This is a genomic window from Hymenobacter sp., assembly GCF_036387835.1.
In the GTDB taxonomy this organism is placed as follows: domain Bacteria; phylum Bacteroidota; class Bacteroidia; order Cytophagales; family Hymenobacteraceae; genus Hymenobacter.
This window is the reverse complement of the sequence record NZ_DASVSY010000019.1, coordinates 57,070-84,058: the sequence shown is the minus strand read 5'-3', so window position 1 is coordinate 84,058 and position 26,989 is coordinate 57,070. Positions and strand designations below refer to the sequence as shown.

The window sequence follows — 26,989 nt, the reverse complement described above, 5'->3', positions numbered from 1 at the left end:
TTATGACCAATAATGTGTATATCGTGATGGGCGTATCGGCTAGTGGCAAGACCACGATAGGCCGGCAGCTAGCCGAGAAGTTGGGCCTGCCCTTCTATGATGCCGACGATTTTCACTCCGCGGCCAACATCGCCAAGATGGCCAGCGGCACCCCACTCACCGACGCCGACCGGCAAGGCTGGCTCGCCGACTTGGCGACGGGTATCGGCAAATGGGAAAAGGCCGGCGGGGCCGTACTGGCTTGTTCGGCCCTGAAAGAAGCGTACCGCCAGACCCTGCAAGGCGGTGCCCAACTTCCCCTGCGGTGGGTGTTTCTAGATGGTTCGCGGGAGCTGTTACGCAGCCGCCTTCTGAAGCGGAAAAACCACTACATGGGGGTCACCATGCTCGACTCTCAGCTGGAAACCTTGGAAAAGCCAACCTACGGCCTTCGAATTCCCTTGGAAGGGCAGCGGCCGGAACAGATAGTAGCGGAAATAGTGGCCGCCTACGCTCCCAGCAGCACCAGTTCCCAACCCTAAGCGGCTCTTCACGAATAGCCTAACCAAGGCAAAGTTGCTAGTCATTGAGCCACGAAAAGAGTTTAACAATGTATATACATTAAATGTATATACATTGTTATATTTGTCGATGAATGCGCCAGGCTGCGTGCCTGTCAGCAAGCTGCTGCCGGCGGTCTGGTGATATTCTTCTTCTAAAGCTTCTTCAACAACTTCACTATGGAACTCGGCATTGATAGTTTCGCCTCGCACCTTCTCACCAATGGCAGCCTGACCGGCGCCGAGGCCATGGGCCAGCTGCTCGACCGGATTGAACACGCCGACCAGGTGGGGCTCGACGTGTTCGGCATCGGGGAGCACCACCGCCCCGAATACCTCGACTCGGCCACGGCCGTCATTCTGGCCGCCGCGGCAGCTCGCACCAAACGCATCCGCCTGACCAGCGCCGTAACCGTGCTTAGCGCCGCCGACCCGGTCCGTATCTTCCAGCAGTTTGCCACCCTGGATTTGATTTCGCAGGGACGCGCCGAACTAGTAGTAGGACGGGGCTCATCTATTGAGGCCTTCCCGCTGTTTGGCTTTGACCTGGACGACTACGACGCCTTATTTGCCGAAAAGCTTGATTTGCTGCTTGCTATTCGGGGGCAGGAGCGCGTGCACTGGTCGGGCAAGTTCCGGCCAGCCCTGCACGGCGAAGGTATTTACCCCCGGCCTGCACAGCCCGTGCTGCCGGTTTGGTTGGGCGTGGGCGGCACGCCCCAATCCTTTGTGCGGGCCGGTACGCTCGGCTTGCCGCTGATGGTGGCCGTTATTGGCGGCGACACCCACCGCTTCCGGCCGCTGGTTGATTTATACCGTGAAGCGGGCCGCCGGGCCGGCCACGCCCCCGAGCAGTTGCAAGTGGGCTTGCACTCGTTGGGCTACGTAGCCGGAACCACGCAGGAGGCTGTTGAGGGCTTCTTTCCGGGGTACGCGCGCACCTTCTCGGCGCGGGCCCGGGAACGGGGCGGTATGCCCGTCACCCGGCCTCAGTTTGATGCCCAGGCCGGTCCGCTTGGGGCACTGCTGGTCGGTAGCCCGGAAGAAGTGGCCGCCAAGATTCTTCGGCACAGCGAGGCACTCGGTGGAATTTCACGGGTAACCTTCCAGATGGACGTTGCCACCTTGCCCCACACCAAGCTTCTGCACGCCATCGAACTGCTTGGCACCCGCGTAGCACCTTTGCTGCAAGGGTCCGGAGTACATACCCAAGCCGTCTAGCCGACTGGTTTGCTAGCTGTATCCCCCACAAAATTACTGGCCTTCAGCTATATGGAACAAGGCAGCTTGCACAGGCTGCCTTGCCGTCGGCAACAACGTGCACCCAACCAGTCACGTCATGAGTGCCAACAGAGAGCCAAGCTCGCGGTTCTCACAATTAAAGTCGGTAGTAGAAGCGGCGGGGTTTGGTCACTTTAGTTGAAAGTCCAGGCCTTTAGGTTGAATCGGGCCGCTACTACGAGGTATGGCCAACCTCGGCTACCGTCAAACTTGAGCAAACTAGTGTGCGGTTTATCAACCTCACACCTTATTGAAGGCAAGTGTTCTAAGCCATTTTTCAACTAGCTCATTGGTAGGATTTGATGGTGAAAACGCGGCTGAAGAAGGGTAGTGTTGGGAGTATAACTTGCTTCAAATACAAGGCAAATAATAAATTTCGACTGGAATTGCTTTTTAGTCGAAAAAGCTCCTATCTTTGATTCACTTATGAGCCGGACTACCTTATCTATTCCAACCAGCCCTCAAACCAAGGAGGATGCCATCCGTGAAAGCGTGATGCAGGCGGCGCAGCGCCTGTTTCAGCAGCACGGCCTGGCAAAGGTGACCCTGGAGGACGTGGCCAAGGCAATTGGGAAGGGCAAAAGCACGCTCTATTACTATTACAAAAGCAAAGAGGAAATCTTCACGGCCGTGATGGATCGTGAGATTGGCGAGGTCATGGACGAAATGACCAAAGAAGTGGAAAAAGCTACTACCGCGGAAGAGAAGCTAAGCACCTTCTCGCTGACCAAGCTGCGGGCCCTGCGCAAGAAACTAGCTCTTTACGGCATTGTTTGCAAGGAAATAATCAACCAGGCCGAGTTCAGCCATTCCATGCGGCAGCGCTACCTCCAGCGCGAAAACACCCTGCTCAAAGACATCCTCGACTATGGCATCGAGACAGGAGAATTGGGCAAGCTGAGCCCGAAAGATGTTGATTCGCTGGTATTCGTTATGCTCAGTGGCTTGCACGGCATGGAGCAGGAAATGATCCTCAACAACAACTTCGAGATGATGGAGCCGGCAGTCAATATCCTGACCCGCTCGTTGATTCACGGACTCAGGCACTAATTTTTTTGCTCTTTTTTCGACCAGTAAACAATTTTAGTCTATTAGTCTTAAACAATATCAATTCAGGTTTGTAGTCAACCACAGTTGCCTGATTTTCGACTGAAAAACCATTATGGTCTACTGGACCGACACCTTGCTCATGAAAAATCACCTTTCCCTCTCCCTGTGTCTGGTGCTGGCGCTGCCGGCCGCTACCCTGAGCAGCTGCCAGCAAAACGAGGCGGCGCAGAAAATAACCGTGGAGCCGGTGCGCGTGCAGGTCCGGCCCATCAACGGCTTGCCAAATGCCGAGCAGATTGAATACAGTGGCACGGTGGAAGCCAAAACCTCGACTATGCTTAGCTTCTCGGTATCGGGCACGGTGCGACGGGTGCTGGTGGAGCAGGGCCAACGAGTGCGCAAAGGCCAGCTGCTGGCCGTCGTCGACCTCGATGCCATCGACGACAACTACCAGTCGGCGAAGGCCCGGCAGCGGCAGGCGCAGGACATGTACAACCGCCTGAAGCCGGTGGTGGAAAACGGCAGCTTGCCGGAAGTGCGGCTGGTGGAAGCCCGCGAGAACCTGGCCCAAGCCAATTCGGCCGTGCACGCCGCCGGGGTTTCGGTGAACGACACCCGGCTGGTAGCCCCGCACGACGGCGTAATAGGCCAGCGCATGGTGGAGCCCGGCCAGGTAGCCGCGCCAGGCTCGCCGGTGCTGCAATTGCTGGATATGCGCGAAGTGTACGTGAAAGTAGCCGTACCCGAGGGGGAAATCAGCGGGGTGAAGCTCGGCCAGCCGGCACAGGTGACCGTACGGTCCCGCGACGCGGAAGCCCTGAAGGGCAAAGTCGATGAAATTGGGGTGATAGCCGACCCGATGGCGCGCACCTACACCGTGAAGGTGGCCCTGCCCCGCACCAGCCACGGCCTGCTGCCGGGCATGGTCACCACCGTGAACCTGCGCACGGCTGGCACCATCAGTCAAGCCAGCCTAGTAGTGCCCAACCAAGCGCTGCGCGTGGACGAGAGCGGCCGCAGCTTTGTGTACGTGACCACCGATGGCAACAAGGCCGCGCGGCGGCAGGTGAGCACCGGCGCCCTCAACCGCAACGGCATCACCATCACGGCGGGCCTCACGCCGCAAGACCAGCTCATCGTCTCCGGTTACCAACGCCTCTCCGACGGGGCGGCCATCACGGTGGTACGCTAATGTCCTGGTTGTTAGCTGATGGCTGTTAGCTGTCAGAGATACCTCAGCACGTCATGCTGAAACATTCAAACGACCATCAGCCAACAAACTCCTCGCCATGAAAGAGAAAGAAAAGAAGACGAACTTTATCCAGCTGGCGATGAAGCATCGGCAGATTGTAATTATTCTGGTCGTGCTGCTGAATGTGTTTGGCATCTACGCCCTGATGAACATGCCGCGCAAGGAGTTCCCAGAATTCACCGTGCGGCAGGGCCTGGTGATTGGCATTTTGCCCGGCGCCTCGTCGGAGGAAGTGGAAGAGCAGCTGGCCACCAAGATCGAGGATTACCTGTTCAGCTTCGCGGAAGTAAACAAGTCCAAGACCTACTCGCAGTCCAAGGAAGGCCAGACCATTGTGTACGTCGAGCTGAACGAGAACGTGACGGCCACGGACGTGTTCTGGTCGAAGGTGCGCCTTGGGCTGACCGAGCAGAAGCTGAATCTGCCGACGCAAACCACCCTGCTGACCAACACTGATTTCGGGTCGACGGCCGCCTTGCTGTTGAGCATCGAGTCGAAGGACAAAACCTACAAGGAGCTGGAAACGGTGTACCTCAAGCAGCTGGAATCGTCGTTGCGGCGGTTGCCGTGGCTTTCCAAAATCAGCCACACGGGCTTGCGGCAAGAGCAGATCTCGGTGGAAGTGGATGCCAAGAAGCTGGCCGCCTACGGCATCAAGCCCGGCCTGCTCGTGCAGGCCTTGCAGGCTGAAGGCGCCACCACCTACGCCGGCGAGCTGGAAGACAGCCACTTTCTGCTGCCCGTGCACCTCGGCACGCGCTACCACACCGAGAATGATTTGGCCGAGCAAATCGTGTACAACGACCAGCAAAACAACGTGGCACGCCTCCAGGACGTGGCCACGCTGCGCCGCGAGTACGCCGACCCGACCTCTTACATCCGCAACAACGGCACCCGCGCCCTGATTGTGACGCTGGAAATGACGCCCGGCTTCAACATCGTGGCTTTCGGCGACCAAGTGGACGAGGTGCTGGCGCAGGTTACCAAGACGTTTCCGGCCGACGTGACCGTCCGCAAAATCGTGGATCAGCCCAAGGTCGTGAATGCCTCCATCGTCAACTTCCTGCACGAATTTGGGCTGGCCATTGCGGCCGTAATTCTGGTGACCATGATTCTGCTGCCCTTCCGGGTGGCGGCCGTGGCGGGCTTTACTATTCCCGTCACGGTGCTCATCACCTTGGCTGTCATGTACTTCGTGGGCATCGAGCTGAATACGGTGACGCTGGCGGCCCTGATTATCGTGCTCGGCATGGTGGTCGACAATGCCATTGTGGTGATTGACAACCACGTGGAAAAGCTCGACCACGGCGACACGCCCTGGCACGCAGCCTGGAAAAGCGCCACGGAATTGTCGTTGCCGGTGGCTGTGGCTACGCTGGCCATTGTGATGGCTTTCTACCCGCTGCCGCACTTCCTGACGGGCACGGCCAAAGACTTCCTCGGCGACTTCCCGACTACCATTGCCATTGCCCTTGGCGCGTCGATGTTCGTGGCCTTGCTGCTGGTGCCCTACCTAAACTTCGTGTTCATCAAGAAAGGTCTGCACCAGCCCGCGGGTGAAGGCAAGCAGAAAAAATCGTTGCTGGACTACGTGCAAACCGGCTACGACTACGTGCTGGACGGCGCCTTCCGCCGGCCCGTGCTGACGGTGCTGGCGGGGGTGGCGGCCATTGTGGCGGGGGTGCTGTTTGCCGGGGCGCTGCCGCAGGAGCTGTTTTCCAAGCAGGAACGCAACCAGTTCGCGGTGGAAATTTACTTGCCGGCCGGCAATAACCTGAGCCAGACCGACAGCGTGGTGCGGCAAGTGACGGCCGTGCTGCGGAAAGACAAGCTCGTGGAGGGCATCACCGAATTTACGGGTGCTGGCTCGCCACGCTTCCACACCACCTACGCCCCCAAGCCGCCTTCCAAAAACTACGCGCAGCTCATCGTAAACACCGCCTCCAACGAGGCCACGGAGGTGTTGCTCGATAGGTTCGAGTTCAAGTACCGCAACCATTTTCCCAATGCCTACGTGCGCTTCAAGCAACTCGACATGCTCGACGCCTCGGCCCCGATTGAGGTGCGCGTTATTGGTGACAGCATCCCCGCCATGCACCGCGTGGCCGACCAGATAGCCCAAATCCTGCACCAAACTAAAGGCGTGAGTTGGGTGCGAACTGATTACGAGGAGCCCCGCCAGGGCGTGCGCGTGCGCCTCAAGCAAGACGAGGCCAACCGCTTAGGCTTCTCGCAAAGCGACGTGTCGCAGGCCATGGCCATGGCCGTAACGAGCGGCGTGCCCACCACTACGGTGTGGGAGGGCGACTACCCGGTGGCCGTGAAGCTGCAAAGCGAGAAAAGCCAGCGCAACAGCTACGACGACTTGGCCAACACTTACATCACCTCCCCTCAAACGCGGGCTACGGTGCCGCTGCGCCAGGTGGCGGATTTGCTGCCCGCTTGGGAAGAAAACCAGATTGTGCGCCGCAACGGCAAGCGTACGCTCACCGTGCGCGTCGATATCGAGCGCGGCCTGGTGCCGAGCGCCTTGCTTAAAGACCTGATGCCGAAGTTCGATAAGCTGGCTTTGCCCGAGGGTGTCACGCGCCTCGACTACGGCGGGGAACACCAGAACAGCCTGGAAAATCAGGTTCCGATGGCTGCCTCGCTCGGGATATCCATAGTCGGCATCTTCTTCATTCTGCTGCTCCAGTTCCGCCGCGCCAAAACGGCGGGCCTGATTATGCTGACCATGCCGCTAAGTTTGTTTGGAGCAGCCATGGGGCTGAAATTGATGCACTACTCGTTTGGCTTCACCGCCTTTATGGGGTTGTTGAGCTTGTGCGGCATCGTAGTTCGCAACGGCATCATTCTGATTGACTACGCGCAGGAGCTGCGCCGCGACCATGACATGAACGTGTGGGAAGCGGCCGTAGCGGCGGGCAAGCGCCGGATGCGCCCCATCTTCCTCACCTCAGCCGCGGCCGCCATTGGCGTAGTGCCCATGATTATCAGCCGCTCGCCGCTGTGGGGCCCCCTCGGCACGGTGATTTGTTTCGGCCTCATCTTCTCGATGATTCTCACGCTGTTCGTGCTGCCGGTGCTGTACTGGCTGTTTTTCCGCGGCGAAGACGACCCTAAGGTAAAAGCCGAGCAAGAATACGAGGAAGAAGAAGAGCACGACCACCCGCACCACGCCACGCCAGTAGCGGCCGGCCACTAGGCCTGCCAGGAGCAAGTCTCCGGGTGGTGTACCATCGCCCCACCCCAATCCCACCACCCGGACACCACCCGGAGAACCGCTCTAGAACCCAATGGCTGCTATGCTTCATTTGGCGTCCGCTTGCCAAAGCATCCTTCATAAGTAGTTGAAGCACAATAGTACTCGAGCCAACTGCCTCGGTAGGTTCCGTTTTATAACCAACCTAGTTGGACAGGCCAAGGCCCACTCTGTTTTTACTTATGAAAAAATCGTATGTAGTGTTTGCGGCGCTGCTCCCGCTTTGGAGCGGCGCGACCCTGGCCCAATCAACGGCCTACTCCCTGGTAGAAAGCAAGCAGCTGGCGCTTCAGAACAACGTGAAGGTGCGCACCAGCACCCTGGAAATTCAGGGCGCCGAAGCGCAGCAGAAGAAAATTCGGGTAGCCAACTACCCTAGCGTGAGTGCCATAGCCGCCGGCGTGTATTCGCCCAACGACTTGGTTTCCATCACCACACCACCCATGAACCTGGCGGTGGAAGGCGGGGCCGGCGGCGAGGCCGTGGTACCGAGCTTCACCTACTCGGGCATCAACACCTTCGCCACGGCCGCCGTGACGGCCACGCAGCCCCTGTACGCTGGCGGCCAGATCCGGACCGGCAACAAGCTGGCGGCCTTGCAAGTGGAAGTTACCAAAGACCAGCTCACGCAGGCGCAGGACGAGGTAACGCTGACTACCGAGCAGAAGTACTACCAGATTGTGGCCCTCAACGAGAAGCTGCGCACCCTGGCCGCCAATGAGAAGCTGCTCAAAGGCATTTTCAAGCAAGTAAACGACAACTACAAATCGGGCTTGGTGGTGCACAACGACGTAACCAAAGTGCAGCGCCAGCTCAACCAGCTCGCCTTAAGTGAGGTGGAGCTAAACAACGCCCGGCAGCTGGCCGTCCGCGACTTGTGCCAGTACATGGGCGTGCCCTACGACGCCAACTTCACGGTTACCGACACCAACCTGACCGCGCAAAGCCCCCAAAGCCTGTACAAAGAGCCCACCGAAGCCGTAAAAACCCGCCCCGAGTACCAGCTGCTCCAGCGCAACACCGAAGCCGAGAAGCTGCAAACGCGCCGGGCACAGGGCCAGTACCTGCCCCAAGTGGCCGTGGGCGCCAGCGCCTACAGCAGCAAGGTCGGCGACACCGATGCCAGCGGCAACGGCCTGTTTTTCGGCACCGTCTCGATTCCGATTTCCGGCCGCTTCGAGGCCAAACACAGCGCGGCCCAACGGCAGGTACGCGAAAAAATCACGCAAAGCAACGCGCGCAACAGCACCGAGCTGCTGGAGCTCCAGATTCAGCAGCGCTGGCTCAACCTGCAAGCCGCCTACAAGCGCGTGCAGGTAACCGACGAGGCCGTGGCCCAAACCAACGAGAACCTGATCGTCAATCAAGACACCTACAAAAACGGCCTCTCCACCCTCAACGACCTGCTCGAAGCTCAAGCCCAACGCCAAGAAGCTGCCGACGAGCGCGCCGAAGCCTACACCGCTTTCCAGGTCAGCCAGACCGCCTACAAGCTCGCCACCGGCCAGCGCGACTAGGTATTCAAAAGGCCCGTATGCCATACAATGTGTATACATTAATTGTACGTACATTTATATACTGATAATATAATTAGGACACATTGCCCATGTAGAACTCGCTTTTGCGGCTGCCCCGTCAAACCCGACGTTTTTGGAAAGCTTACTCATACCTCCACTTGCTCTACGATTCACTTGTAAATCAGAGTCTCATGAATCAGCTCCTGTCCGTTCCGGAAACTTCCTCCGTAGCTCTTCCGTCACCACTCCACCCGCGTCAGCGCATTCTGGCGGCAGCACTGGCCTTGTTTATGCACCGCGGCCTGCTAGCGGTAACTATGGCCGATCTGGCCACTTACTTGGGCATGTCGAAGAAGACCCTGTACAAATGGTTTGCCAGCAAAACCGCGCTGGTATGCGCCATGATGAACGCCTACACCGACTATTTCCGGGAGGAGCTTAACAAGCAAAGTACCTACAGCCATACGGCCGTGGAAGAGTTGCTCACGCTCTACGCCTGGCTGCAGGAAGAGCAAGGGCATATGCACCAGCAGGTTTTCCAGGAGTTGAAGCTGTATTTTCCGGAGGGTTGGGAGCTGTGGCAAGATCACTGCAGCACGTTCTTGTGCAACCACATCCGCAACAACCTGCGGTGGGGCATACTGCAGGGGCTTTACCACCCCAATTTGAATGTGGAGCTGCTGAGCCGGCTGTGGCTGCTGGAAATGAGCATCGGTCAAGGGGCTTACCCGCCGCAATCTACTTGGGAACTGGAGCCCCTGGAAGTGCAGCAAACCCTGCTAACGCACTTTATGATAGGTATCATGACGCCCGCCGGCGCCTCGCTTGTACGCCGGCTGCAAGAAATACCTTCTGAACCCACTTCAGCGCTCTATTAGCAAGCCGCCTCAATCTGCTGCTTATCCTGCCGAAGCAGGCTATTTGTTTGTCGCTTTTAAAGCAAACCACGAGCTACCGCGTCTACCCCTGCAGGAGGGGTTACGCCAGCTTTCCCATCTTCTATTTTTGCTATGCTCTCCCAACCTTACCTCCTTAACGCACCCGTTGGCATAACCCAAAAAGTGCGGCGCATCATCAGCAAGCGCAAGCACGTCAAGCTCCAGCGCCTGCATTTCACGGCTACTCTACGCGAGTTAGATTTTGACCTTGTCGACGTGGTCGACATTATTCTGGATTCTGGAGCTGGAGCGCCGCTTCCACCTCATCATTCCCGACGAAGTTCCCCTGCACACCATCGGTGACTTCGTGTACTGCGTGGCCGCCCGGCAGTCTGGGAGGAGCCACCACAAAGCCGCTTAAACAAGCGCACCCTCTTTTTGATTTTTCACTTGCCTCATGACTTTCAAGAGCGGAGTACTCAACTCCCTGACAATTGGTATTGCCATGCTTTCGTTGACCGACACCCGGTCAACTTCCGAGGATAGTCCCTCCCCCATTTCTTCAACGTCATCCACTATTTCACAACCTCTACTTCCACCAGTATCAGCGGCGTTAACGGATTCGCTGCGCCCTATTTTGGTGGGGGTTAAGGGGCACCTCATTCAGCTATTTGTGGTACCGGGGCAGCGCGTGCAGGCCGGCCAGCTGGTTGCCAAAGTGAGCGAGGAAGTTGCGGGTTCCTCTCAATATACCGTTGCCTTCGTGGTAGCTCCCACCGACGGCATCATTGCCGAAACCAACTTGAAAAGCGGAGACTTTCACCGCCCCCAAACCGTGCTGGCCCGTTTGCGCAGTGATAAGCCGGCGCCTAAGCCGAAATAACCTCCCAACCAAGCTGATTAGGATCATACAGTAGCAAAGTCGATGGTGTTGTCTCATGAAAGAGAGTTAACTGACTCAAATCGAGGCGTAGCTGAAAGGTTATAGAAATCGACTTTAAGCTTAACAGCGCGCCGCGTAACAGTGCAAGAGACGCTTACCATCCTTGCACTGCTACGCGGCGCGCACTCATAACTATCCCTTACTTCTACAAACCTTCTGTCACTATGCGGCTACACCCTAACTTGAACAAGATAAATTAGGGGCTACTACCTTTGGATACAGATGCTCCTCAACAATCGAAAAATCACTATTACAAAGTACTCAACTGAAAAGCCTTGGCTTAAGGAGATACCTGATCAAGACTGGTTATGCATTTTGGTTGTCGATAATATTCCAAGAAGGTATTTAGACGAAGTACTGCCTAAGCTTTTGCTTAAAAATATTTGTTGGCTTTGCACCGTGGGAAGCCAGTGTGAATTTGTTCATGATTTAATGGATGAGGAAATCATTTACCGACAAGTAGAAGAGACTCAACCCCATCTACCTAAGCACTTCGTTTTTACCAGCTGGCACGAAGACTTCAACGAGGGCTTCTCTTTTGCCATTTATGCAGCGCGCCACGACGCTGTTGACATAAAGAATGTTGTTGTGCTGGACATGACCAATGGAATAGACCAGGCCAGAATAGAATCAGCCTTAACTCAAGCGCAGGACGAAGCTTGAATTAAGGCTGATTATGTATAATAAGAGGCCTAGCGGCTTGCTTCTACTCCACCAACGACACGCGCACTTTCTTGCCTTTCACCTTGGCCCCGAGCAGTCGTTGCACCACCTCGGGCGCCATTTGGCGCGGCACGGCCACGTAGCTGTAGTAGTCGAACACCTCGATGTGGCCGACCTGCTCGCGCGTGACGCCGCCCACGTTAACGAAGGCCCCGACCAGGTCGTGGGCACTGACTTTGTCTTTCTTGCCGGCGGTTACGTGCAGCGTTACGTTCTCGGGCTTGGGGGCTTTGGGGGCGGCGGGCGGCAGCTTGGGCGCTTTCATGTCGCGCCACTGGATGCCGGCGGCTACGGGCCACTTCTGCACGTGGTCTTGCTCTTTGGGCGTGGCCAACAGATGCGCGGTACCCTCGGCGCCGGCGCGGGCGGTGCGGCCGGCCCGGTGCTGGAAGCTGTCGGCTTTGTCGGGGGCGTCGTACTGCACCACGGTGTCGAGCAGGGTTACGTCGAGGCCGCGGGCGGCTACGTCGGTAGCAACCAGCACTTGGCTGGAACCGTTGCGGAGCTTGAGCAGGGCTTTGTCGCGCTCGGGTTGGGGCATTTTGCCGTGCAGCACCTCGGCCGCTACTTCGCGGCCCTGCAGGAAACGGGCCAGCTCGACGCACTTTTCGCGGGTGTTGCAGAAGATCAGGGCGCGGCCGGTTTCGGGCTGGCGCAGCAGGTGCAGCAGCGCCGCCGGCTTCAGCTCAACCGGACCGACGTGGCCGATCAGCTTCAGGTTTTCAGGCAGCCGGTCTTCGTCCTGCCCAAGGTTGATAACGCGCGGGCGGGTCAGGTTCTTCCGAATCAGCTCCAGTACCTTATCCGACATGGTGGCCGAGAACAGCAAGGTTTGGCGGCGGCGCGGCAGGCGCTTCACTATCTCCACCAGCTCGTCCTGAAAGCCTAGTTCCAACAGCTTATCGGCCTCATCGAGCACCAGGGTTTTCAGTTGGTTCGGGATGATGGTGCGCCGCTCGAAGTGGTCGAGCAGACGGCCGGGCGTGGCTACCACCACGTGCGGAGCTTGTTTGAGCGAGGCGGTTTCTTCGCGGAAGGCGTGGCCGCCATAGAAGGCCGCCACCCGCAGGTTGGGCAGGTATTTGCCCATTTTCTTGAGGGCGTCGCGCACTTGCAGGGCTAGCTCGCGAGCGGGTACCAGCACAATCATCTGCACGGCGTCGTTCTTCACGTCCACTTGTTGCAGCAGGGCAAGACCATAGGCGGCGGTTTTACCGGAACCAGTAGGTGCTTGGCCGGCCACGTCCTGCCCATCGAGCGTGAGGGGCAACACTTGCTCCTGCACGGGCGTGGGCGTAGTAAACTGGAGTTCCTCCAGAGCTTGTAGAAGGGCGGGCGCAAGGCCAAGGTCAGCGAAAGACGGCATGAGGCAAAGGGATTAGCCTGCAAAGGTACGCCGAACCGCCTTAGTGACTAGCCTGGCGTGCAAAAGTCCGATGAGTTGTTGGGCACCGTGCCCGTCGCTTAGCAGAATCGGAAAGCAAGCCCCGGTCCATCGTCAAGTGCAGACTTGTGCACAATCAATATTACAGCAGTTTCGTGAACAGGGTAGCCGCTTGTAGAGACGCATCGTTGCGTCTCTACAAGCGGCTACCCAAAGCTTGTTCAACAACGAGACGCTCTATAGCAACAGATGAACCGTTCACGAAACCGCTATAATTGATAATAAATATATATTTATTTATATTCACCCCTGCTCCTCTACCATTGAGCTTGTAGCAACGATGCCTGTATCTTCTTTTATCACCTCAACAACATGAAAACACCTCCCTTCAAACTAAGTGTTCTGGTACTGCTTACCCTAAATCTGCTGCTGATGTATTGCAGTTCCAGCCCAACTACCACAACGACCGCGGTGGCACAGGGAGCTAGTAATGCTAGCACCGGACCCGACTACCCCGGCGGCACGGGCCACACAAATTCCAACACCAAGGATAGTATAAAGGGGCTTACCGACAACTATGCCCGTGTTCATTTTCCCAATTCACCAAAAGGGACCGAAGACTATCCCAAAGTTTACTTCATTGATAGAAAAATCATTTCTGATATCTTAAGCCAAGATAGTTGTATTGGCCTTCGTATTTACCCCGGCTATGTTAACAAAAGCTCTCCCTATAAGCCACGTCTTATTGTGATAGGTGTTAAAAGAAAACCTAATGGAAAATTATTAGATCAAAAGACCAAGCATGGCACAAACTCATTGATTCGCCAGGAATGTACTGTCGGCGAAACTGATGACAAATGCCCGGACAATTGCGAAGGCACGCTTTACTAGCTACGCCGACTTAGGTCGCCGGCTGCCCTGGTACAACTCATACTTCAGCAAGCGGCAATCGATAGGCCCGTTGAACAGCGGAATCCGGCGCGAAGCTTTCAGGCCCACGCGCTTGGCGGCTTCCAGGTTGCCAGTGAAGATGTAGGCGTCGTAGCCCGGAAAGCCGGATTTGAGCGTGTCGCCGATGGTTTTGTAGAGCGCGTCCATCTCCGTTTCTTCCCCAATCCGCTCACCGTAGGGCGGGTTCATCATGACCAGGCCGGGTTCGCCTTTCGGGGCGGTAGCATCTTTCACGTCGCGCACCGCGAGGCGCACAAAATCTTCCAAGCCGGCCGCCGACACGTTTTCGCGGGCCAGGTCAATGTACTCGGCGGAAATATCGGAGCCGACGATAAGGGCCTGGGGCTCGTCGAGGCGGGCCTGCTCGGCGTCGAGGCGCACGGAGTCCCACAGGGCCTGGTCGAAATCCGGCCAGTTTTCAAAGCTGAATTTGCCTTGGTGGTAGAGGCCGGGCGCGATGCGCTGGGCAATAAGGGCCGCTTCGGTAAGAATGGTGCCCGACCCGCACATGGGGTCAACAAGGGTTTTGCGGCCGTCCCAATCGGCGAGCAGCAGGATGCCGGCGGCCAGGATTTCGTTGAGCGGGGCCACGTTGGTTTGCTGACGGTAGCCGCGCCGGTGCAACGAGTCACCACTGGAATCGAGGCTCAGCACCACCTCGTTCTCGATCATGTGCAGGTGCAGCCGGATATCGGGGTTCTTCACGTCCACGCTGGGCCGCTCGCCGGTGCGGTTCCGGAACTGGTCGACAATGGCATCCTTGGTGAGCTGGGCCACGAAAAGCGAATGCTCCAGGTTGGAACGGTTCACAACGGCCGTAATGGCAAACGTCTGGTCGGGCCGGATGTAGTCCGCCCAATTAATGCGGCCGGTTTCGCGGTAGAGCGTTTTCTCGTCGGGGGCGTAGAAGCCGGCGAAGGGCCGCAGGATGCGGATGGCAGTGCGGCACCAGAGGTTGGCTTCGTAGCAGAGCTGCAGGTCGCCGCTGAATTCCACGGCCCGCTGCCCCACCTTGTCGATGGTGGCCCCGAGCTGATGCAACTCTTCGGCCAGCACTTCTTCGAGGCCAAATTGGGTGGTGGCCGTCATATAAAACGGGGCGGAGCGGCGAGATGAAGCCATGCGGTGCAGTAGTGAAGTGAAGCCGCAAAGGTCGGAAATGTTGGCGGGCTATGCACAAGCAGCTTCCAACCTCAACAGTCGCGCTGATCAAGGACCTCGTTTTCCACCTGTGACGGTAAACGTATATCTTACTGTGGCTAATAGTCGTATTGTAGCCGTTTCGTGCACGGTGTCCCGCCTGTAGAGACGCAACGAACGATGCGTCTCTACCGCAACAGATACACCGTTTACGAAACCGCTATAATCACTACTTGATGCATTATATATTATGCCTAAATCTGTATCTTACATACATAGTCCATAACGAAAACGCAAGAGTACATTCCACTTATTATGAAATACTTATTAATCCTAATTATCCTTGAAATTCTACTTACAGGATCTAATACGCGTAAATCTGATACTAATAAACATGTTAGGCACAATGATGACTGCTCAAACGGACAGATGACATCTGCGAATTATCAATATGGAATAAATAGTCGAATAGCAAGTAAATATAAATCAACAAATGACTTCTCTATAGTCGCGGATACAAATTCAAAAGCAGATAATTTTATTTCTAATGGAGAAGAGTATTTGCTCAAACGGCTATCATTAGTAGCGGGCAAAACAGACGCAACATCGTTGAACAATTGGACAAAGTTAACTACTGATCAAAAGATCAAAAATCTAAACTACTTAAGCACTTCTGAACGAGCATATTATACTGGCATTTTAGATAAGAAAGGAAAATACGAAGTCTGTATAATTAATAATTCAAAAAACATTGTAACCCTTCAGATACAAGACGGGAGCTATATTTGTGTTTTGCAAGCAGTGAACAAGAATGATCAGTGGCAACCCATACAGTATTGGCAGCTTAGTGGATGTGGAAATAGCTACTACCATAAGAATATTGAACCAGGCTCAACCAGTTCGTTCATAGCTAGAATTCCAAACAAAGGAAATTACACAACAAGATTACGATATAAAGTACTAGGCAAAGGTAAATTTTACTACTCTAACATATTCACAGGAAAAATAAATTATTGTGAGTTCAACGAACCATCTATTAGCTACAGAAGTAAAGCAAATCACCCAAGGCCTCTTTTTAAGCTTGACAGCTTAATTCAATTAGCTTGGAATTAAGATCATAGTGCTGACATAAAATACATAACTAAATTTCGCAAAGCATATACTTCACAAAGTATTCAAACCTACTGTGTGAAGTACGAACCTGGTTTATAGTAACCACGCGCAGCTTCCGCAGACAATTCGAGCTTTATTCCTTCCTCACTGCTGGTCGAAAGACCAGCTTTTTATTTTTCCTGCCTATTTTGCCGGTATGGCTACTCCTCTCACCTCCTCTCCTCCTCCCAGTACCGCCGCGCCGGCCCGCAGCTACGCGCTGCCCATGGTGGCCATGACGGCGCTGTTCTTCCTGTTTGGGGCCGTTACCAACTTCAACGACGTGCTCATTCCCTACCTCAAGGACGTATGCCAGCTCACCGATTTGCAGTCGTCGGCGGTGCAATCGGCGTTTTTTGGGGCGTATTTCTTGATGTCGCTGCCGGCGGGCTGGGTGCTGAAGCGGCTGGGATATCAGCGCGGCATTGTGGTGGGTTTGCTGGTGATGGCCGTGGGGGCGCTGCTGTTCGTGCCGGCAGCCAATACCCGTGAGTTTGGGTTGTTCCTGACGGCGCTGGCAGTGCTGGGGGGGGGTATCACGCTGCTGCAAGTGGCGGCCAACCCCTACGTGAGCGTGCTAGGGCCGGCCCGGTCGGCGGCGGCGCGGGTCAGCATTGTGGGGGTAGCCAACAACTTCGGGGGCGCGTTGTCGCCGCTGGTGGGGGCGCTGGTGCTGTTTGGGGGCTCGGTGGCGCTGAAGGCCCGGCTGGCGGCGCTGCCGCTGGCCAAGCGGCTAGGCGAAGAGTCGCAGTTGGTGAAAGGGCCTTATATCGGGTTGGCGACGTTTCTGGTGGTGCTGGCGGGCGTATTCTTTTTCGTGGTGAAGCTGCCGGAGATTGAGAGCCTGCCCGTGGAAGAAGAAACCCGCGGCGCCGAATGGGACGCGGAAGGCCATTTGCGCATCACGCGCCGCCAAAGCGCCCTGGAGTTTCCGCATTTACTGCTCGGCATCGGGGCTATTTTCGTGTATGTGGGCGTGGAAGTCGGGTTGGGCTCGTTTCTGATTCGCTACGGCGAGGCGCAGGGGATTCAGCAGCTTTCCGCCTTCACCCAAAGTTTGGTGCGCGGCCTGAACGTGGCCACCAACTATGCCGTAGCGCTGTTCGGGCAAAGCCCGGCGCCCATCGATACGTCGGCGGGCTTCACGAAGGCGGTGGGCGCGGTGCTGGTGTCGTCGTACTGGTTTGGCTCGTTGGTGGGGCGGGTGCTCGGGATTCCGCTGCTGCTTAAGTTCCATAACCGGGCCTTGCTGGTGGCGGTGTGCGCGGCCGGCGTAGCGCTGGTGGGCGCCTCTATTTTAAGCACCGGCGAAACGGCACTATGGCTGATTGTGCTATGCGGACTGATGAACTCGATTATGTGGCCGGTTATTTTCCCGTTGGCTATTACTGGGCTCGGGCGCTTCACCAAGCAAGGCTCGTCGTACCTGGTGATGGCCATTGTGGGCGGCGCCATCATCCCGCCCCTCATGGGCTGGCTGGCGACGCACGGCGGCGGCTTGCGGGTGACCATGACCGTGCCGCTGCTATGCTATGCCTACCTGCTGTTCTATTCGCTCAGTGGGTATCGGGTGCGGTGAAGGGAACGAGAAATGAGTGATGAAGAACGGTCATGCTGAGCGCAGCCGGAGTCGAAGCATCTCGCTCGAATCGTTGCAGTAGTAATTGAGTTTACCACCCTCGCGAGATGCTTCGACTGCGCCTGCGCTCAGCATGACCGTTCCTCCTTTCTCTTTCCTCATTCTTCATTCGCCCCATTCAACACCCGCGCAGCTTGTGCGTGGTCGAGGGCGCCTTCGTTGTGGGAGAGGAAGATGGTGGCTACGCCGTTGCCGATGAAGTTAGTAATGGACCGGGCTTCCGACATAAACCGGTCGACGCCGAGCAGCAAGGCCAGGCCCTCTACGGGAATTACTTTTACGGCCGTAAGCGTACTGGCCAGCACCACGAAGCCCGAACCGGTGACGCCAGCCGCGCCCTTGCTGGTCACCATCAGAATGCCTACTACCGTCAGCATCTGGCCTATAGTCAGCTCGACGCCAAACACTTGCGCCAGAAAGATGGTGGCCAGGGAAAGGTAAATGGTAGTACCATCGAGGTTAAACGAGTAGCCGGCCGGCACCACTAGCCCCACCACGGGCTTGGCGCAGCCCATGCGCTCCAGCTTTTCCATCAGCCCTGGCAGCCCCGCCTCCGACGACGACGTGCCTAACACGATCAGCAGCTCGGCCTTGATGTAGTTCAGGAAAGCGAGCATCCGGATGCCGCAGTAGCGCAAAATCGACCCCAACACAATAAACACAAATAAGGCCATGGTGATGTACACCGTGGCCATCAGCTTGGCTAGTGGAATGAGAGTGGCCACGCCGTATTTGCCGATGGTGAAAGCCATGCCGCCAAAGGCTCCGATGGGCGCGAATAGCATCACGAAGTGCAGACCTTTGAACACGTACTTCGAAGCCAGATTCAGCTTATCGATGATGGCTTGCCGGCCACTGTAGCGGCTCAGAACCATGCCGAGCACAATAGATACCAGCAGCACCTGCAAGGTCAGGTTGTCGGCCAGGAAGTGCAGCCACGAGAAGCTGCCGGCCTGTTTGGTATACTGACCCACGGCCTGCCCGTTGAGGTTGCCGGTCGTCACGCCGGCGCCCGGCTGAATGATGTGGGCCACCCCAACCCCAATAAGCAAGGCCAGCGTCGTGACGACTTCGAAGTAGAGCAGCGCCTTACCGCCCACGCGCCCTACCTTCTTTAGGTCGCCCATGCTGCTGATGCCGAGCGTGATGGTGAGGAAAATAATGGGGTTGATGAACAGCTTGACGACATCAATAAACGCTTTGCCAAGCGCATCCATCTTGACGGCCGTGGCCGGCGCAAAGTGCCCCAGCAGCGCGCCCGCCACTATGGCCGTCAGCACCCAAAAGGTAAGGTTGGTGACTAGTTTCTTCATGAAGTGTAGCAGTAGCTTTAGCTTGTGTTGGTTGGCACGTTGCGTTTTCCCGTGCCCAAGCTATCCGGTTTCCAGCACTTGCCGGAAAATAGTTCTGCCCAAGTAAAGCAAGCACTTTGGAAAGTCGTGCCGACCAGTACCACGAAGCAGCGCTTCGTTTGTTGAACGACATTGTTATTATGGTGCGGCTCGGGTTGTTCAACGACTTACCAAGCCGGCGCTCGGTGGTACGACTATAGTGCTGGTGCCGGTAGTCGGGCCACGAACGAAGCGCCGCTTCGTGGTACTGGTCGCCTATCTTTGCGGCCTCGGCTTTTTCTTTTCCGCATGACTCCTACCCTCGAACACGACATTTCACTTCGCCCTTACAATACGTTCAACCTCGACGTAAAGGCCCGGCTGTTTGCCCGTTTCTCGTCCGTGGCCGAGCTGCGGGCTTTGCTGGCGCTGCCCGAAGTGCAGCAAGCCGAGCAGCTGATACTAGGCGGCGGCTCCAATCTGCTGTTCACCAAGGATTTCGAGGGCGTGGTGCTGAAAAACGAAATCCGCGGCCTGGAAATCATCAGCCAGGACGAGGACACGGCGCTGGTGCGGGCCGGCGCGGGCGAGAGCTGGCACGGGCTGGTGGAATACGCGCTCAGCCAGAACCTGAGCGGCATCGAAAACCTGTCGTTGATTCCGGGGACGGTGGGCGCGGCGCCGTTGCAGAACATTGGGGCCTACGGGGCGGAGCTACGCGACACCTTCGAGGCCTTGGAAGCCTTGGAAACTGCCACCAGCCAGCTGCGCACGTTTTCGGTGGAAGAATGCGGCTTTGGCTACCGCGAAAGTGTGTTTAAAGGCCCGCTCAAAAACCAGTACATCGTCACGAGCGTGGTGCTGCGCCTGCACCGCCGGGCCCAACTCAACGTAAGCTACGGCGCCATCCAAACCACCCTGCAAGACCTCGGCATCGAAGGCGAGCCGACGCCCCGCCACATCAGCGAGGCGGTGGTGCACATCCGCCGCAGCAAGCTCCCCGACCCTGCCGAAATTGGCAATGCCGGCTCGTTTTTCAAAAACCCGGAACTCTCGCAGCACAAGTTCGACGAGCTGAAAGCTACCCACCCCGACCTGCCCGGCTACCCCGTGCCCGGCGGCGTGAAAGTGCCGGCCGCCTGGCTGATCGAGCAAAGCGGCTGGAAGGGCCACCGCCGCGGCCCCCACGGCGTGCACGACCGGCAGGCGCTGGTGCTCGTCAACCACGGTGGCGCCCAGGGTCAGGACATCCGCGACCTGGCCTACGAAATTATTGCCTCGGTGCGCGAGAAGTTCGGCGTGGAGCTGCACCCCGAAGTGAACATTATGTAGCAGAAGCCCGCTGCTCGCCAGTTGCTCTGCTACCACCCAAAAGAAACGTCCTGTCGGCGCGGCCAGATGCCTGGCCCGACAGGACGTTTCTTCTTTCAGATAGACTCTTCTCAGTGATTCATTAGCTCTGAACCCGCCTTAGTACCAGCTAAAAAGCTGATCTTTAAGCTTGGTTTTCCACTGCTCCTTTTCCTGCTGCTACTTTCACTCTTTTGCCTATATGAACAAATTTACTCTTGCGGCTTTGCTTCTTGGCGCAGCATCACTGCAACCAGCTTTGGCCCAAACGGTTACCACCGTTGCAGCGGCCCGCGCCGCCGGCGCCGGCGCCACCGTCTCGGTGCGGGGCGTAATTACGAACGGTGCTGAGCTTGGCGTAATTCGCTACCTACAGGACGGCACCGCCGGGTTAGCGGCTTACTCCACCTCCGCGGCCGGCTTCGACGCCCTGGTGCCCGGCGACAGTATCCAAATCAGTGGCACGCTAAAAAACTTCAGTGGCTTGTTGGAAATGGACCCCGTTGCGTCGGTAACGGTACTGGCCCGCAACCGCACCATCCGGCCGGCCGCTACGGTAGCGGCGGCTAGCTCGGGTACGGTTTTCGCCGAAGCCTACGAGGGGCAGCTGGTCCGCATCACCGGCAACACCAACCTGACGACGGCCACCGGCAGCCCGTTCTACACTTTTACCGGCAACATCAACTACCTGCTCAACGGCGCGGCCAATGCTATAGTGCGGCCGAGCGTCTCGTCTACCGGCCCGGCGGGGGTAGTGGGTAAAATTGCGCCTAACGGCAACTTCGACCTGTTTGGCATTATGAGCCAGTTCAGTTCGAGCGGCACGGGGGGCTACCAGCTGGTGCCTCGGCTTTACGCTGATTTTGTGCTTGGCAGTACCCCCAATGTGATTGGGTCGCCCGCGGCCAGCAGCATCAGCACCACCGGCTTCACGGTGAGCTTCCCAACGCAGAACGCTGGTGACGCCCGTGTGGAGTACGGCCTAACGCCGACCAGCCTCACGCAACAGGTGAACAACACCACGGTGAGCACGCAGCACACGCTAACCCTGACCGGCTTGCAGCCAGGCACCGTGTACTACGTGAAGGTGAGTTCCGGCAACGCCAATGGCCGTTCCGAGCTAGCCGCCGTGCCCATGATTACGGCTTCCCTCTCATCGGGCAGGATGCGCACCTACTTCAACAACCCAGTGAACAACGCCTTGGCCCTGCCCGGCAACAACGCCGTGTATCTGCCCAACGGCACCATTGCCGATACCCTGGCCCGCTACATCAACCGGGCCCAGCAAACCCTCGATATTGCCATTTATAACTGGAACAGCCCCGTTATTCTGACGGCCGTAAACGCGGCGAAAGCGCGCGGCGTTGCGGTGCGGGTAGTATCCGAAGGCGACAACACGAACGTGAGCATCATGGGGCTCGACCCGGCCATTCCGCGCGTGGCCCGTGCCACCCAGACGGCCATTATGCACAACAAGTTTGTGGTAATCGACGTGAACAGCACCGAACCCAACCGCCCGTGGGTGTGGACCGGCTCCACTAACTGGACGCAGGCGCAGCTTATTTCCGACCGCAACAGTGCCATTGCGGTGCAAGACCAAAGCCTGGCACGAGTATATACGCTGGAGTTCAACGAGATGTGGGGCGGCGGCACCAACGCTACGGCCCGGTTCGGTTCCGCCAAAACCGACAACACGCCCCACTACCTAAACATCGGCGGCAAGCAGGTGGAATCGTGGTTTTCGCCCACCGACAACGTGCAGGAGCGCCTGATCCAAACCATTCAAACGGCCAACAACGACTTGCACGTGGCCACCATGCTTATCACCCGCTCCGAAATTGCCGATGCCATCCGCACCCAGGTGCAGACAGCTAACATCGCGGCCTGCTCGGAAGCACTGCTCGATGACGAAGCCGACTCGCAGGCTGGTGTGGTAACTACCTTGCGTTCCACCCTCGGGGCCCGCGTCATGTTCGACATAGTACCTGGCACCATGCACCACAAGTACGTGCTGGTTGACGCCGGTGCCTCACAGTCGGACCCAACCGTATTTCTGGGCTCGCACAACTGGAGCGCCGCCGCCAACACCGAGAACGATGAAAACACGCTTATCATTCATGATCCGCGCGTGGTAAATCAGTACTATCAGGAATTCTACCAGCGCATCGCCGAGCAAAACGTAGCCGCCACACATCCTTGCAACCTAATTCTGGCCAACAAGCAAGCTACCGTACAGCAAAGTAGCGTGCAGGTATATCCCAACCCTACCCACGGCGCCTTCGCTGTCCATCTCGCAGCCAGCAAGGCCCGCACCGCCACCGTCACGCTGCGCGACGTAACCAGCCGCGTGGTGCTGGAGCAAACCCGCCAACTGAATGGCCAAGATGTGACAGTAGATGCCTCCACGCTGCGTGCCGGAATGTATATGGTGCAGGTGGTGACATCGGAAGCCACGCAGGTCAGCCGCGTGGTGGTGGAGTAAAGCGAGTTTTGTAACGCGAAGCTCCGGCTTCCGCGAACGAGCAAAGCGAGCAGCTGGTACCAGACCATACGGCGCAGTACCAGCTACTCGCTTTGCTCGTTCGCGGAAGCCGGAGCTTCGCGTTACTTCCACCGCCGCTTGCGCCACGCCTGCTGCTGCGCTTCATCCTGAAACGTCCAGGCGACTAGGCGGCTAACTTTCTGACCCTGGCTCATGTTGATGGTTTTGACGTCTAGCGCGTTGGCTTGTTTGAGGAAATGATAGATGCTCGGCAGGGTCTCCTTTTTCGAGATAAGCGTGCTGAACCAGAGTACCCGCGTGGCTAACGGTACGCTCTGCTCCACCATCCGGCGCACAAACAGCTCCTCGCCGCCCTCGTACCAGAGCTCGGTGTTTTTGCCGCCGAAGTTAGGAGTTGGCTCCAGGATTTGGCCTTGGCCTAGGTTGCGGGTTTTGCGCTGGTTGCTGGCCAAGGCCTCCTCGGCCGAGGCGTGGAACGGCGGGTTGCAAACTGTTAAATCGAATTCCTCCCGCGGCTTCACGATGCCTTCAAAGATATCTTCCGCGTGATTCTGCAACCGAAAATCGATGCGCCCAGCCAGCACGGAGTTGGCTGCCACCATGTGCTTAGCCGCCCGAATAGCCACCGGATCAATGTCGGCGCCCACGAAACGCCAGTTGTACTCCCGCGTCCCGATGATAGGGTATACGCAGTTCGCGCCCACGCCCACGTCGAGTACGTGCACTGATTTACCGCGCGGCACCTCTCCCCCATTGCTCGCCGCCAGCAGGTCGGCAGCATAGTGGATATAGTCGGCGCGGCCGGGAATGGGTGGGCACAGGTAGCCGGCCGGAATATCCCAATGCTGCACCCCGTAGAACTGCTTGAGCAGGGCCTTGTTGAGCGCCTTCACGGCAGCCGGATCAGTGAAATCCACGGTTTCTTCGCCGGTAGGCGTATGCGTCAGAAATGACGTAAGCTCGGGGTTGGCGGCTATGAGTTGGGCGAAGTCGTAGCGGGCGGCGTGGCGGTTGCGAGGGTGCACAGAGCTAAGAAAATAGTAAAAAGAAGTCCAAAGCTACATTAGCTAAACCTATAACCTATTGCGTCAACTCCAACTCATGTTTATCACCACTTGGCGTTCTTGAATGATTACAGTTCCGCCCATAGCTCCTGCTTGACCAGGGTACAGCCTATACGTTTTTTTACTGCCTTCTTTTTCATACTGCTTGTCTTTCAGACCCTTGCTACTTCTTATCCAATGCTCTATGCCAATAGAGTCACACTCGAAACGCAGAATAACCTGTCGACTAAACATGCTGCCTTTCGTGCGAATAACAACGTCAGAACTGCTGACGGGCAAGGCCGCCAGACCACCCCATTCTAGCACTGTTTCTATAGCTGGCTGCCGATTCCATGGCATAACTCCATCTGTAAAAAGCAGAAATGCAACACCTATCAAAAAGCATAATACAGCAATACCAAGCGTGTTTTTCAACTTCATAGCATGATCTCAATTGGAAAGCTGGCTACAAAATAGAGCCGTTCCAGAAATCCATAAGATGGGTTTCTGCAACGGCTCTATCATTTATCGTTCAGCAGTTACTTCAGTACTGCCACCGTCGCGCCGTCGCCGCCCCGGTCGGCGTGCTCGTCGGCCACGCTGGCCACCTGACGGGTGCGGTGCAGGTAGTCGCGCACCACCTGGCGGAGCACGCCGTTGCCGCGGCCGTGCAGAAACTTGATTTCCGGCACGCCTAGCATCACGGCGTCATCCACGTAGGCCATGATTTTGTTGAGGGCGTCTTCGGCCCGCTCGCCGCGCAAATCCAGCGTGGGGTTGAAGTTGGCCATCTTGCCCGTCGTGTCGAAGCCAGCGTAGTGGGCCGGGGCCTTGCGGGCAGCTTCCTTCTCCCGCTCCCGAATTTCGGTGCGCGTCAGCTTTTCCAGCTGGTTGACCTTGACGATGGTTTTCATGCCGCCAAAGCTTACTTCGGCCGTCTTGCCTTTCACGCTCATCAGCTCGCCGTAGCCATCCTGCCCAATCAAGGCCACCTTGTCGCCTAGTTTCAGGGTACCGGCTTCGGCCAACTCGCGGGTGCCTTTGGGCTTAGGCGGCTCGATTTGCAGCTTCTCGCGCACAAACGTATCGAGCTTGCCGCGGGCTTCTTTGGTGCGCTCCTTGTCGGCCTGACCCAATCGGATTTCCTGGATAGTGGCCTCGATCTGCTGGTTGGTGTCTTTGAGTAAGGCCTTAGCCTTCTGCTTGGCATCACGCAACACGTCGAGCGTGGTGTCGTCGAGGTACTTCTTGAGGTCCTGGTATTCCTGCGCGGCTTTCTTGAGGCGACGCTCCTGCTTGATAGCTTCGGCGGTACGGGCTTCGAGGTCGGTTTTTTCCTTTTCGAGGCCTTCCAGCAGCCGGTCGTAGCGAATTTTGTCTTTGCCAACGAGCTGCGTAGCACGTTCCACCAGCTGCTTGGGCAAACCGATTTTGCGGGCAATTTCGATGGCAAACGACGAACCCGGCTTGCCGATTTCCAGACGGTAAAGCGGCTGCAGCCGCTCGGGGTCGTAGCGCATGGCCCCGTTCACGATGCCCGGCGTGCGCTCAGCAAAGTTCTTGAGGTTGGTGTAGTGCGTGGTGATGACCCCGAAGCTGCGCGCCCGGTTCAGCTGCTCCAATATCGATTCGGCAATGGCGCCGCCGAGCGAAGGCTCGGTACCCGTGCCGAACTCGTCAATCAAAATCAGGCTGTGCTTGCCGGCCAGCGTCACAAACTGCTTCATGCTAAGCAGGTGCGACGAATACGTACTCAAGTCGTTTTCCAGGCTCTGCTCGTCGCCAATATCCAGGAAGATGTCGTCGAACATGCCGGCCTCAGAATTCTCGCCCGCCGGAATCAGCAGGCCGCACTGCAGCATGTACTGCACCAAGCCCACCGTTTTCATCGCTACCGACTTACCCCCGGCGTTCGGCCCCGAAATCAGCAGGATGCGCTGCTCGTAATTCAGCTCGATATCCAGCGGCACCACTTCGCGCGGGTCGTCTTTGGCGTGCTTCAAAAAAGTGAGATACAGCAGCGGGTGCCGCACCTGCTTCCAGCGCGCGAGGGGCCGGGCGCTCAGCGTCGGCAACGTGGCTTCCAACTGTATCGCCAGCCGCGCCTTGGCCCGAATAAAATCAATCAGGCCAAGGTACTGGTAGGCCTTGCGCAAGTCCGGAATGTGGGGCCGCAGCTGGTCGGTCAGGGCCGTCAGAATCCGAATCAGCTCACGCTGATAAGCGTTTTCAAGGTCCTTGATGTCGTTATTTAGCTCGAACACTGCTTCCGGCTCGATATACACCGTCTGCCCCGAAGCCGACTCATCGTGAATCAGGCCCTTCATTCGGCGCTTGTGCTCGGCAATGACCGGCAGCACCAAGCGGCCGCCCCGGATGGTCGGCTCGGCATCGCCCGGCACCCACCCCTCCGACTTAGCATGCCGCAGGATACCGGCAATCTGCTTACGCAGCTGCCCCTGGCGCGCAATCAGTTCCTGCCGAATCTGGCTCAGCAGCGGCGAGGCATTCTCGCGCACGGCGCCTTCGTCGTCCACCACTTTGTCGAGGCCGGCCAGCAGGTTACGATCCACTTGCACGCCAATGCCAAGGAGACGCAGGGTGGGATACAGCTCTTCAGCGGCCTGGCTGAAGAAGGTCAGCGCCTGCCGAATGGTACGCAAGCTCATTTTCACGGCGAAGAAAGCCGCTACATCCAAGTAAGCCCCAGGCAGGCTAGCCCGCACCAGGTGGGGATTCACGTCGTGGTAGTGCGAACTAGGAAAATCGGCGCCGCTGTGCAGCAGGCCACGAAATTCATCGGTTTGCAGCAGTAGCTTTTCCAGCTGCTCGTGCTTGGTCTGGAAGGTCATCTTGGCCACAAACTGGCGGCCCAACGCACTCAGACACATAGTATCCAGCATCTCGCGCAGCTGCGCGAAGCCTATTTTCAACTCGAAGTTAGTAGGAAGAATCAAATCAGGTAGTTAGGTAATGGTAGTCGGTAATCGAATTGGAATCCGAAGATAAACACTTCGGAAGGCAGGAAAGATTCATTAATAGAAATGTAAC

The 26,989-nt window shown here is 57.2% G+C and carries 22 protein-coding genes; 16 read left to right on the top strand and 6 right to left on the bottom strand.

Going from position 1 to position 26,989, the window contains the following annotated elements; translation table 11 throughout:
- Positions 1-2 precede the first annotated feature (2 nt).
- From VF639_RS03980 to VF639_RS03935, 10 genes are all read left to right on the top strand, one after another.
- On the top strand, positions 3-521 hold the full coding sequence (locus VF639_RS03980) for a gluconokinase (protein ID WP_331144588.1): 519 nt from the start codon (positions 3-5) through the stop codon (positions 519-521).
- 198 nt (positions 522-719) lie between these two features.
- Positions 720-1,760, top strand: coding sequence for an LLM class flavin-dependent oxidoreductase (locus VF639_RS03975; protein WP_331144587.1), 1,041 nt, complete (start codon positions 720-722; stop codon positions 1,758-1,760).
- Between the two features lie 486 nt (positions 1,761-2,246).
- The gene (locus VF639_RS03970) at positions 2,247-2,870 is read left to right on the top strand and encodes a TetR/AcrR family transcriptional regulator (RefSeq protein WP_331144586.1); all 624 of its coding nucleotides are present in this window, start codon (positions 2,247-2,249) and stop codon (positions 2,868-2,870) included.
- 139 nt (positions 2,871-3,009) lie between these two features.
- Positions 3,010-4,062: an efflux RND transporter periplasmic adaptor subunit gene (locus VF639_RS03965; RefSeq protein WP_331144585.1), complete on the top strand. Its 1,053-nt coding sequence runs from the start codon at positions 3,010-3,012 to the stop codon at positions 4,060-4,062.
- A gap of 97 nt (positions 4,063-4,159) precedes the next feature.
- The gene (locus tag VF639_RS03960) at positions 4,160-7,327 is read left to right on the top strand and encodes an efflux RND transporter permease subunit (RefSeq protein WP_331144584.1); all 3,168 of its coding nucleotides are present in this window, start codon (positions 4,160-4,162) and stop codon (positions 7,325-7,327) included.
- A 239-nt stretch (positions 7,328-7,566) separates the two neighbouring features.
- The gene (locus VF639_RS03955) at positions 7,567-8,901 is read left to right on the top strand and encodes a TolC family protein (RefSeq protein WP_331144583.1); all 1,335 of its coding nucleotides are present in this window, start codon (positions 7,567-7,569) and stop codon (positions 8,899-8,901) included.
- Between the two features lie 191 nt (positions 8,902-9,092).
- Complete coding sequence (locus VF639_RS03950) at positions 9,093-9,779, top strand: TetR/AcrR family transcriptional regulator (protein WP_331144582.1); 687 nt, start codon at positions 9,093-9,095, stop codon at positions 9,777-9,779.
- A 268-nt stretch (positions 9,780-10,047) separates the two neighbouring features.
- A complete protein-coding gene (locus VF639_RS03945; RefSeq protein WP_331144581.1) occupies positions 10,048-10,200 on the top strand; it encodes a hypothetical protein in 153 nt (50 codons plus the stop codon).
- Positions 10,201-10,236: 36 nt separating this feature from the next.
- A complete protein-coding gene (locus VF639_RS03940) occupies positions 10,237-10,662 on the top strand; it encodes a biotin/lipoyl attachment domain-containing protein (RefSeq protein ID WP_331144580.1) in 426 nt (141 codons plus the stop codon).
- Between the two features lie 282 nt (positions 10,663-10,944).
- Positions 10,945-11,385, top strand: coding sequence for a DUF7684 family protein (locus VF639_RS03935; protein ID WP_331144579.1), 441 nt, complete (start codon positions 10,945-10,947; stop codon positions 11,383-11,385).
- Between the two features lie 43 nt (positions 11,386-11,428).
- Here the strand turns inward: VF639_RS03935 and VF639_RS03930 are convergent, their stop codons facing one another.
- Positions 11,429-12,811: a DEAD/DEAH box helicase gene (locus tag VF639_RS03930; RefSeq protein WP_331144578.1), complete on the bottom strand. Its 1,383-nt coding sequence runs from the start codon at positions 12,809-12,811 to the stop codon at positions 11,429-11,431.
- Positions 12,812-13,201: 390 nt separating this feature from the next.
- On the opposite strand from VF639_RS03930, the gene VF639_RS03925 reads away from it, so the two are divergent.
- Positions 13,202-13,720, top strand: coding sequence for a hypothetical protein (locus VF639_RS03925; RefSeq protein ID WP_331144577.1), 519 nt, complete (start codon positions 13,202-13,204; stop codon positions 13,718-13,720).
- Here VF639_RS03925 and VF639_RS03920 read toward each other — a convergent pair whose 3' ends face one another.
- Positions 13,721-14,902, bottom strand: coding sequence for a THUMP domain-containing class I SAM-dependent RNA methyltransferase (locus VF639_RS03920; RefSeq protein WP_331144576.1), 1,182 nt, complete (start codon positions 14,900-14,902; stop codon positions 13,721-13,723).
- 333 nt (positions 14,903-15,235) lie between these two features.
- Between VF639_RS03920 and VF639_RS03915 the strand changes: the two genes are divergently transcribed.
- Both VF639_RS03915 and VF639_RS03910 read left to right on the top strand, forming a co-directional pair.
- Positions 15,236-16,033, top strand: a complete 798-nt coding sequence (locus VF639_RS03915; protein ID WP_331144575.1) for a hypothetical protein — start codon at positions 15,236-15,238, stop codon at positions 16,031-16,033.
- A 196-nt stretch (positions 16,034-16,229) separates the two neighbouring features.
- A complete protein-coding gene (locus VF639_RS03910; protein WP_331144574.1) occupies positions 16,230-17,651 on the top strand; it encodes a sugar MFS transporter in 1,422 nt (473 codons plus the stop codon).
- A gap of 158 nt (positions 17,652-17,809) precedes the next feature.
- Here the strand turns inward: VF639_RS03910 and VF639_RS03905 are convergent, their stop codons facing one another.
- Positions 17,810-19,024, bottom strand: a complete 1,215-nt coding sequence (locus VF639_RS03905) for a cation:dicarboxylate symporter family transporter (RefSeq protein WP_331144573.1) — start codon at positions 19,022-19,024, stop codon at positions 17,810-17,812.
- Between the two features lie 116 nt (positions 19,025-19,140).
- Here VF639_RS03905 and VF639_RS03900 point away from each other — a divergent pair, with 116 nt between their 5' ends.
- From VF639_RS03900 to VF639_RS03890, 3 genes are all read left to right on the top strand, one after another.
- Positions 19,141-19,263 (top strand): hypothetical protein, encoded by a 123-nt coding sequence (locus VF639_RS03900; protein ID WP_331144572.1) that lies wholly within the window; start codon positions 19,141-19,143, stop codon positions 19,261-19,263.
- Between the two features lie 88 nt (positions 19,264-19,351).
- Positions 19,352-20,374: a UDP-N-acetylmuramate dehydrogenase gene (gene murB, locus VF639_RS03895; RefSeq protein WP_331144571.1), complete on the top strand. Its 1,023-nt coding sequence runs from the start codon at positions 19,352-19,354 to the stop codon at positions 20,372-20,374.
- Positions 20,375-20,594: 220 nt separating this feature from the next.
- Complete coding sequence (locus VF639_RS03890) at positions 20,595-22,874, top strand: phospholipase D-like domain-containing protein (RefSeq protein WP_331144570.1); 2,280 nt, start codon at positions 20,595-20,597, stop codon at positions 22,872-22,874.
- A gap of 122 nt (positions 22,875-22,996) precedes the next feature.
- Here VF639_RS03890 and rlmF read toward each other — a convergent pair whose 3' ends face one another.
- The 3 genes from rlmF to VF639_RS03875 form a co-directional block, all read right to left on the bottom strand.
- Complete coding sequence (gene rlmF / locus VF639_RS03885; protein ID WP_331144569.1) at positions 22,997-23,920, bottom strand: 23S rRNA (adenine(1618)-N(6))-methyltransferase RlmF; 924 nt, start codon at positions 23,918-23,920, stop codon at positions 22,997-22,999.
- 63 nt (positions 23,921-23,983) lie between these two features.
- Positions 23,984-24,379: a hypothetical protein gene (locus tag VF639_RS03880; protein WP_331144568.1), complete on the bottom strand. Its 396-nt coding sequence runs from the start codon at positions 24,377-24,379 to the stop codon at positions 23,984-23,986.
- A gap of 98 nt (positions 24,380-24,477) precedes the next feature.
- Positions 24,478-26,895 (bottom strand): endonuclease MutS2, encoded by a 2,418-nt coding sequence (locus VF639_RS03875; RefSeq protein ID WP_331144567.1) that lies wholly within the window; start codon positions 26,893-26,895, stop codon positions 24,478-24,480.
- Positions 26,896-26,989 lie beyond the last annotated feature (94 nt).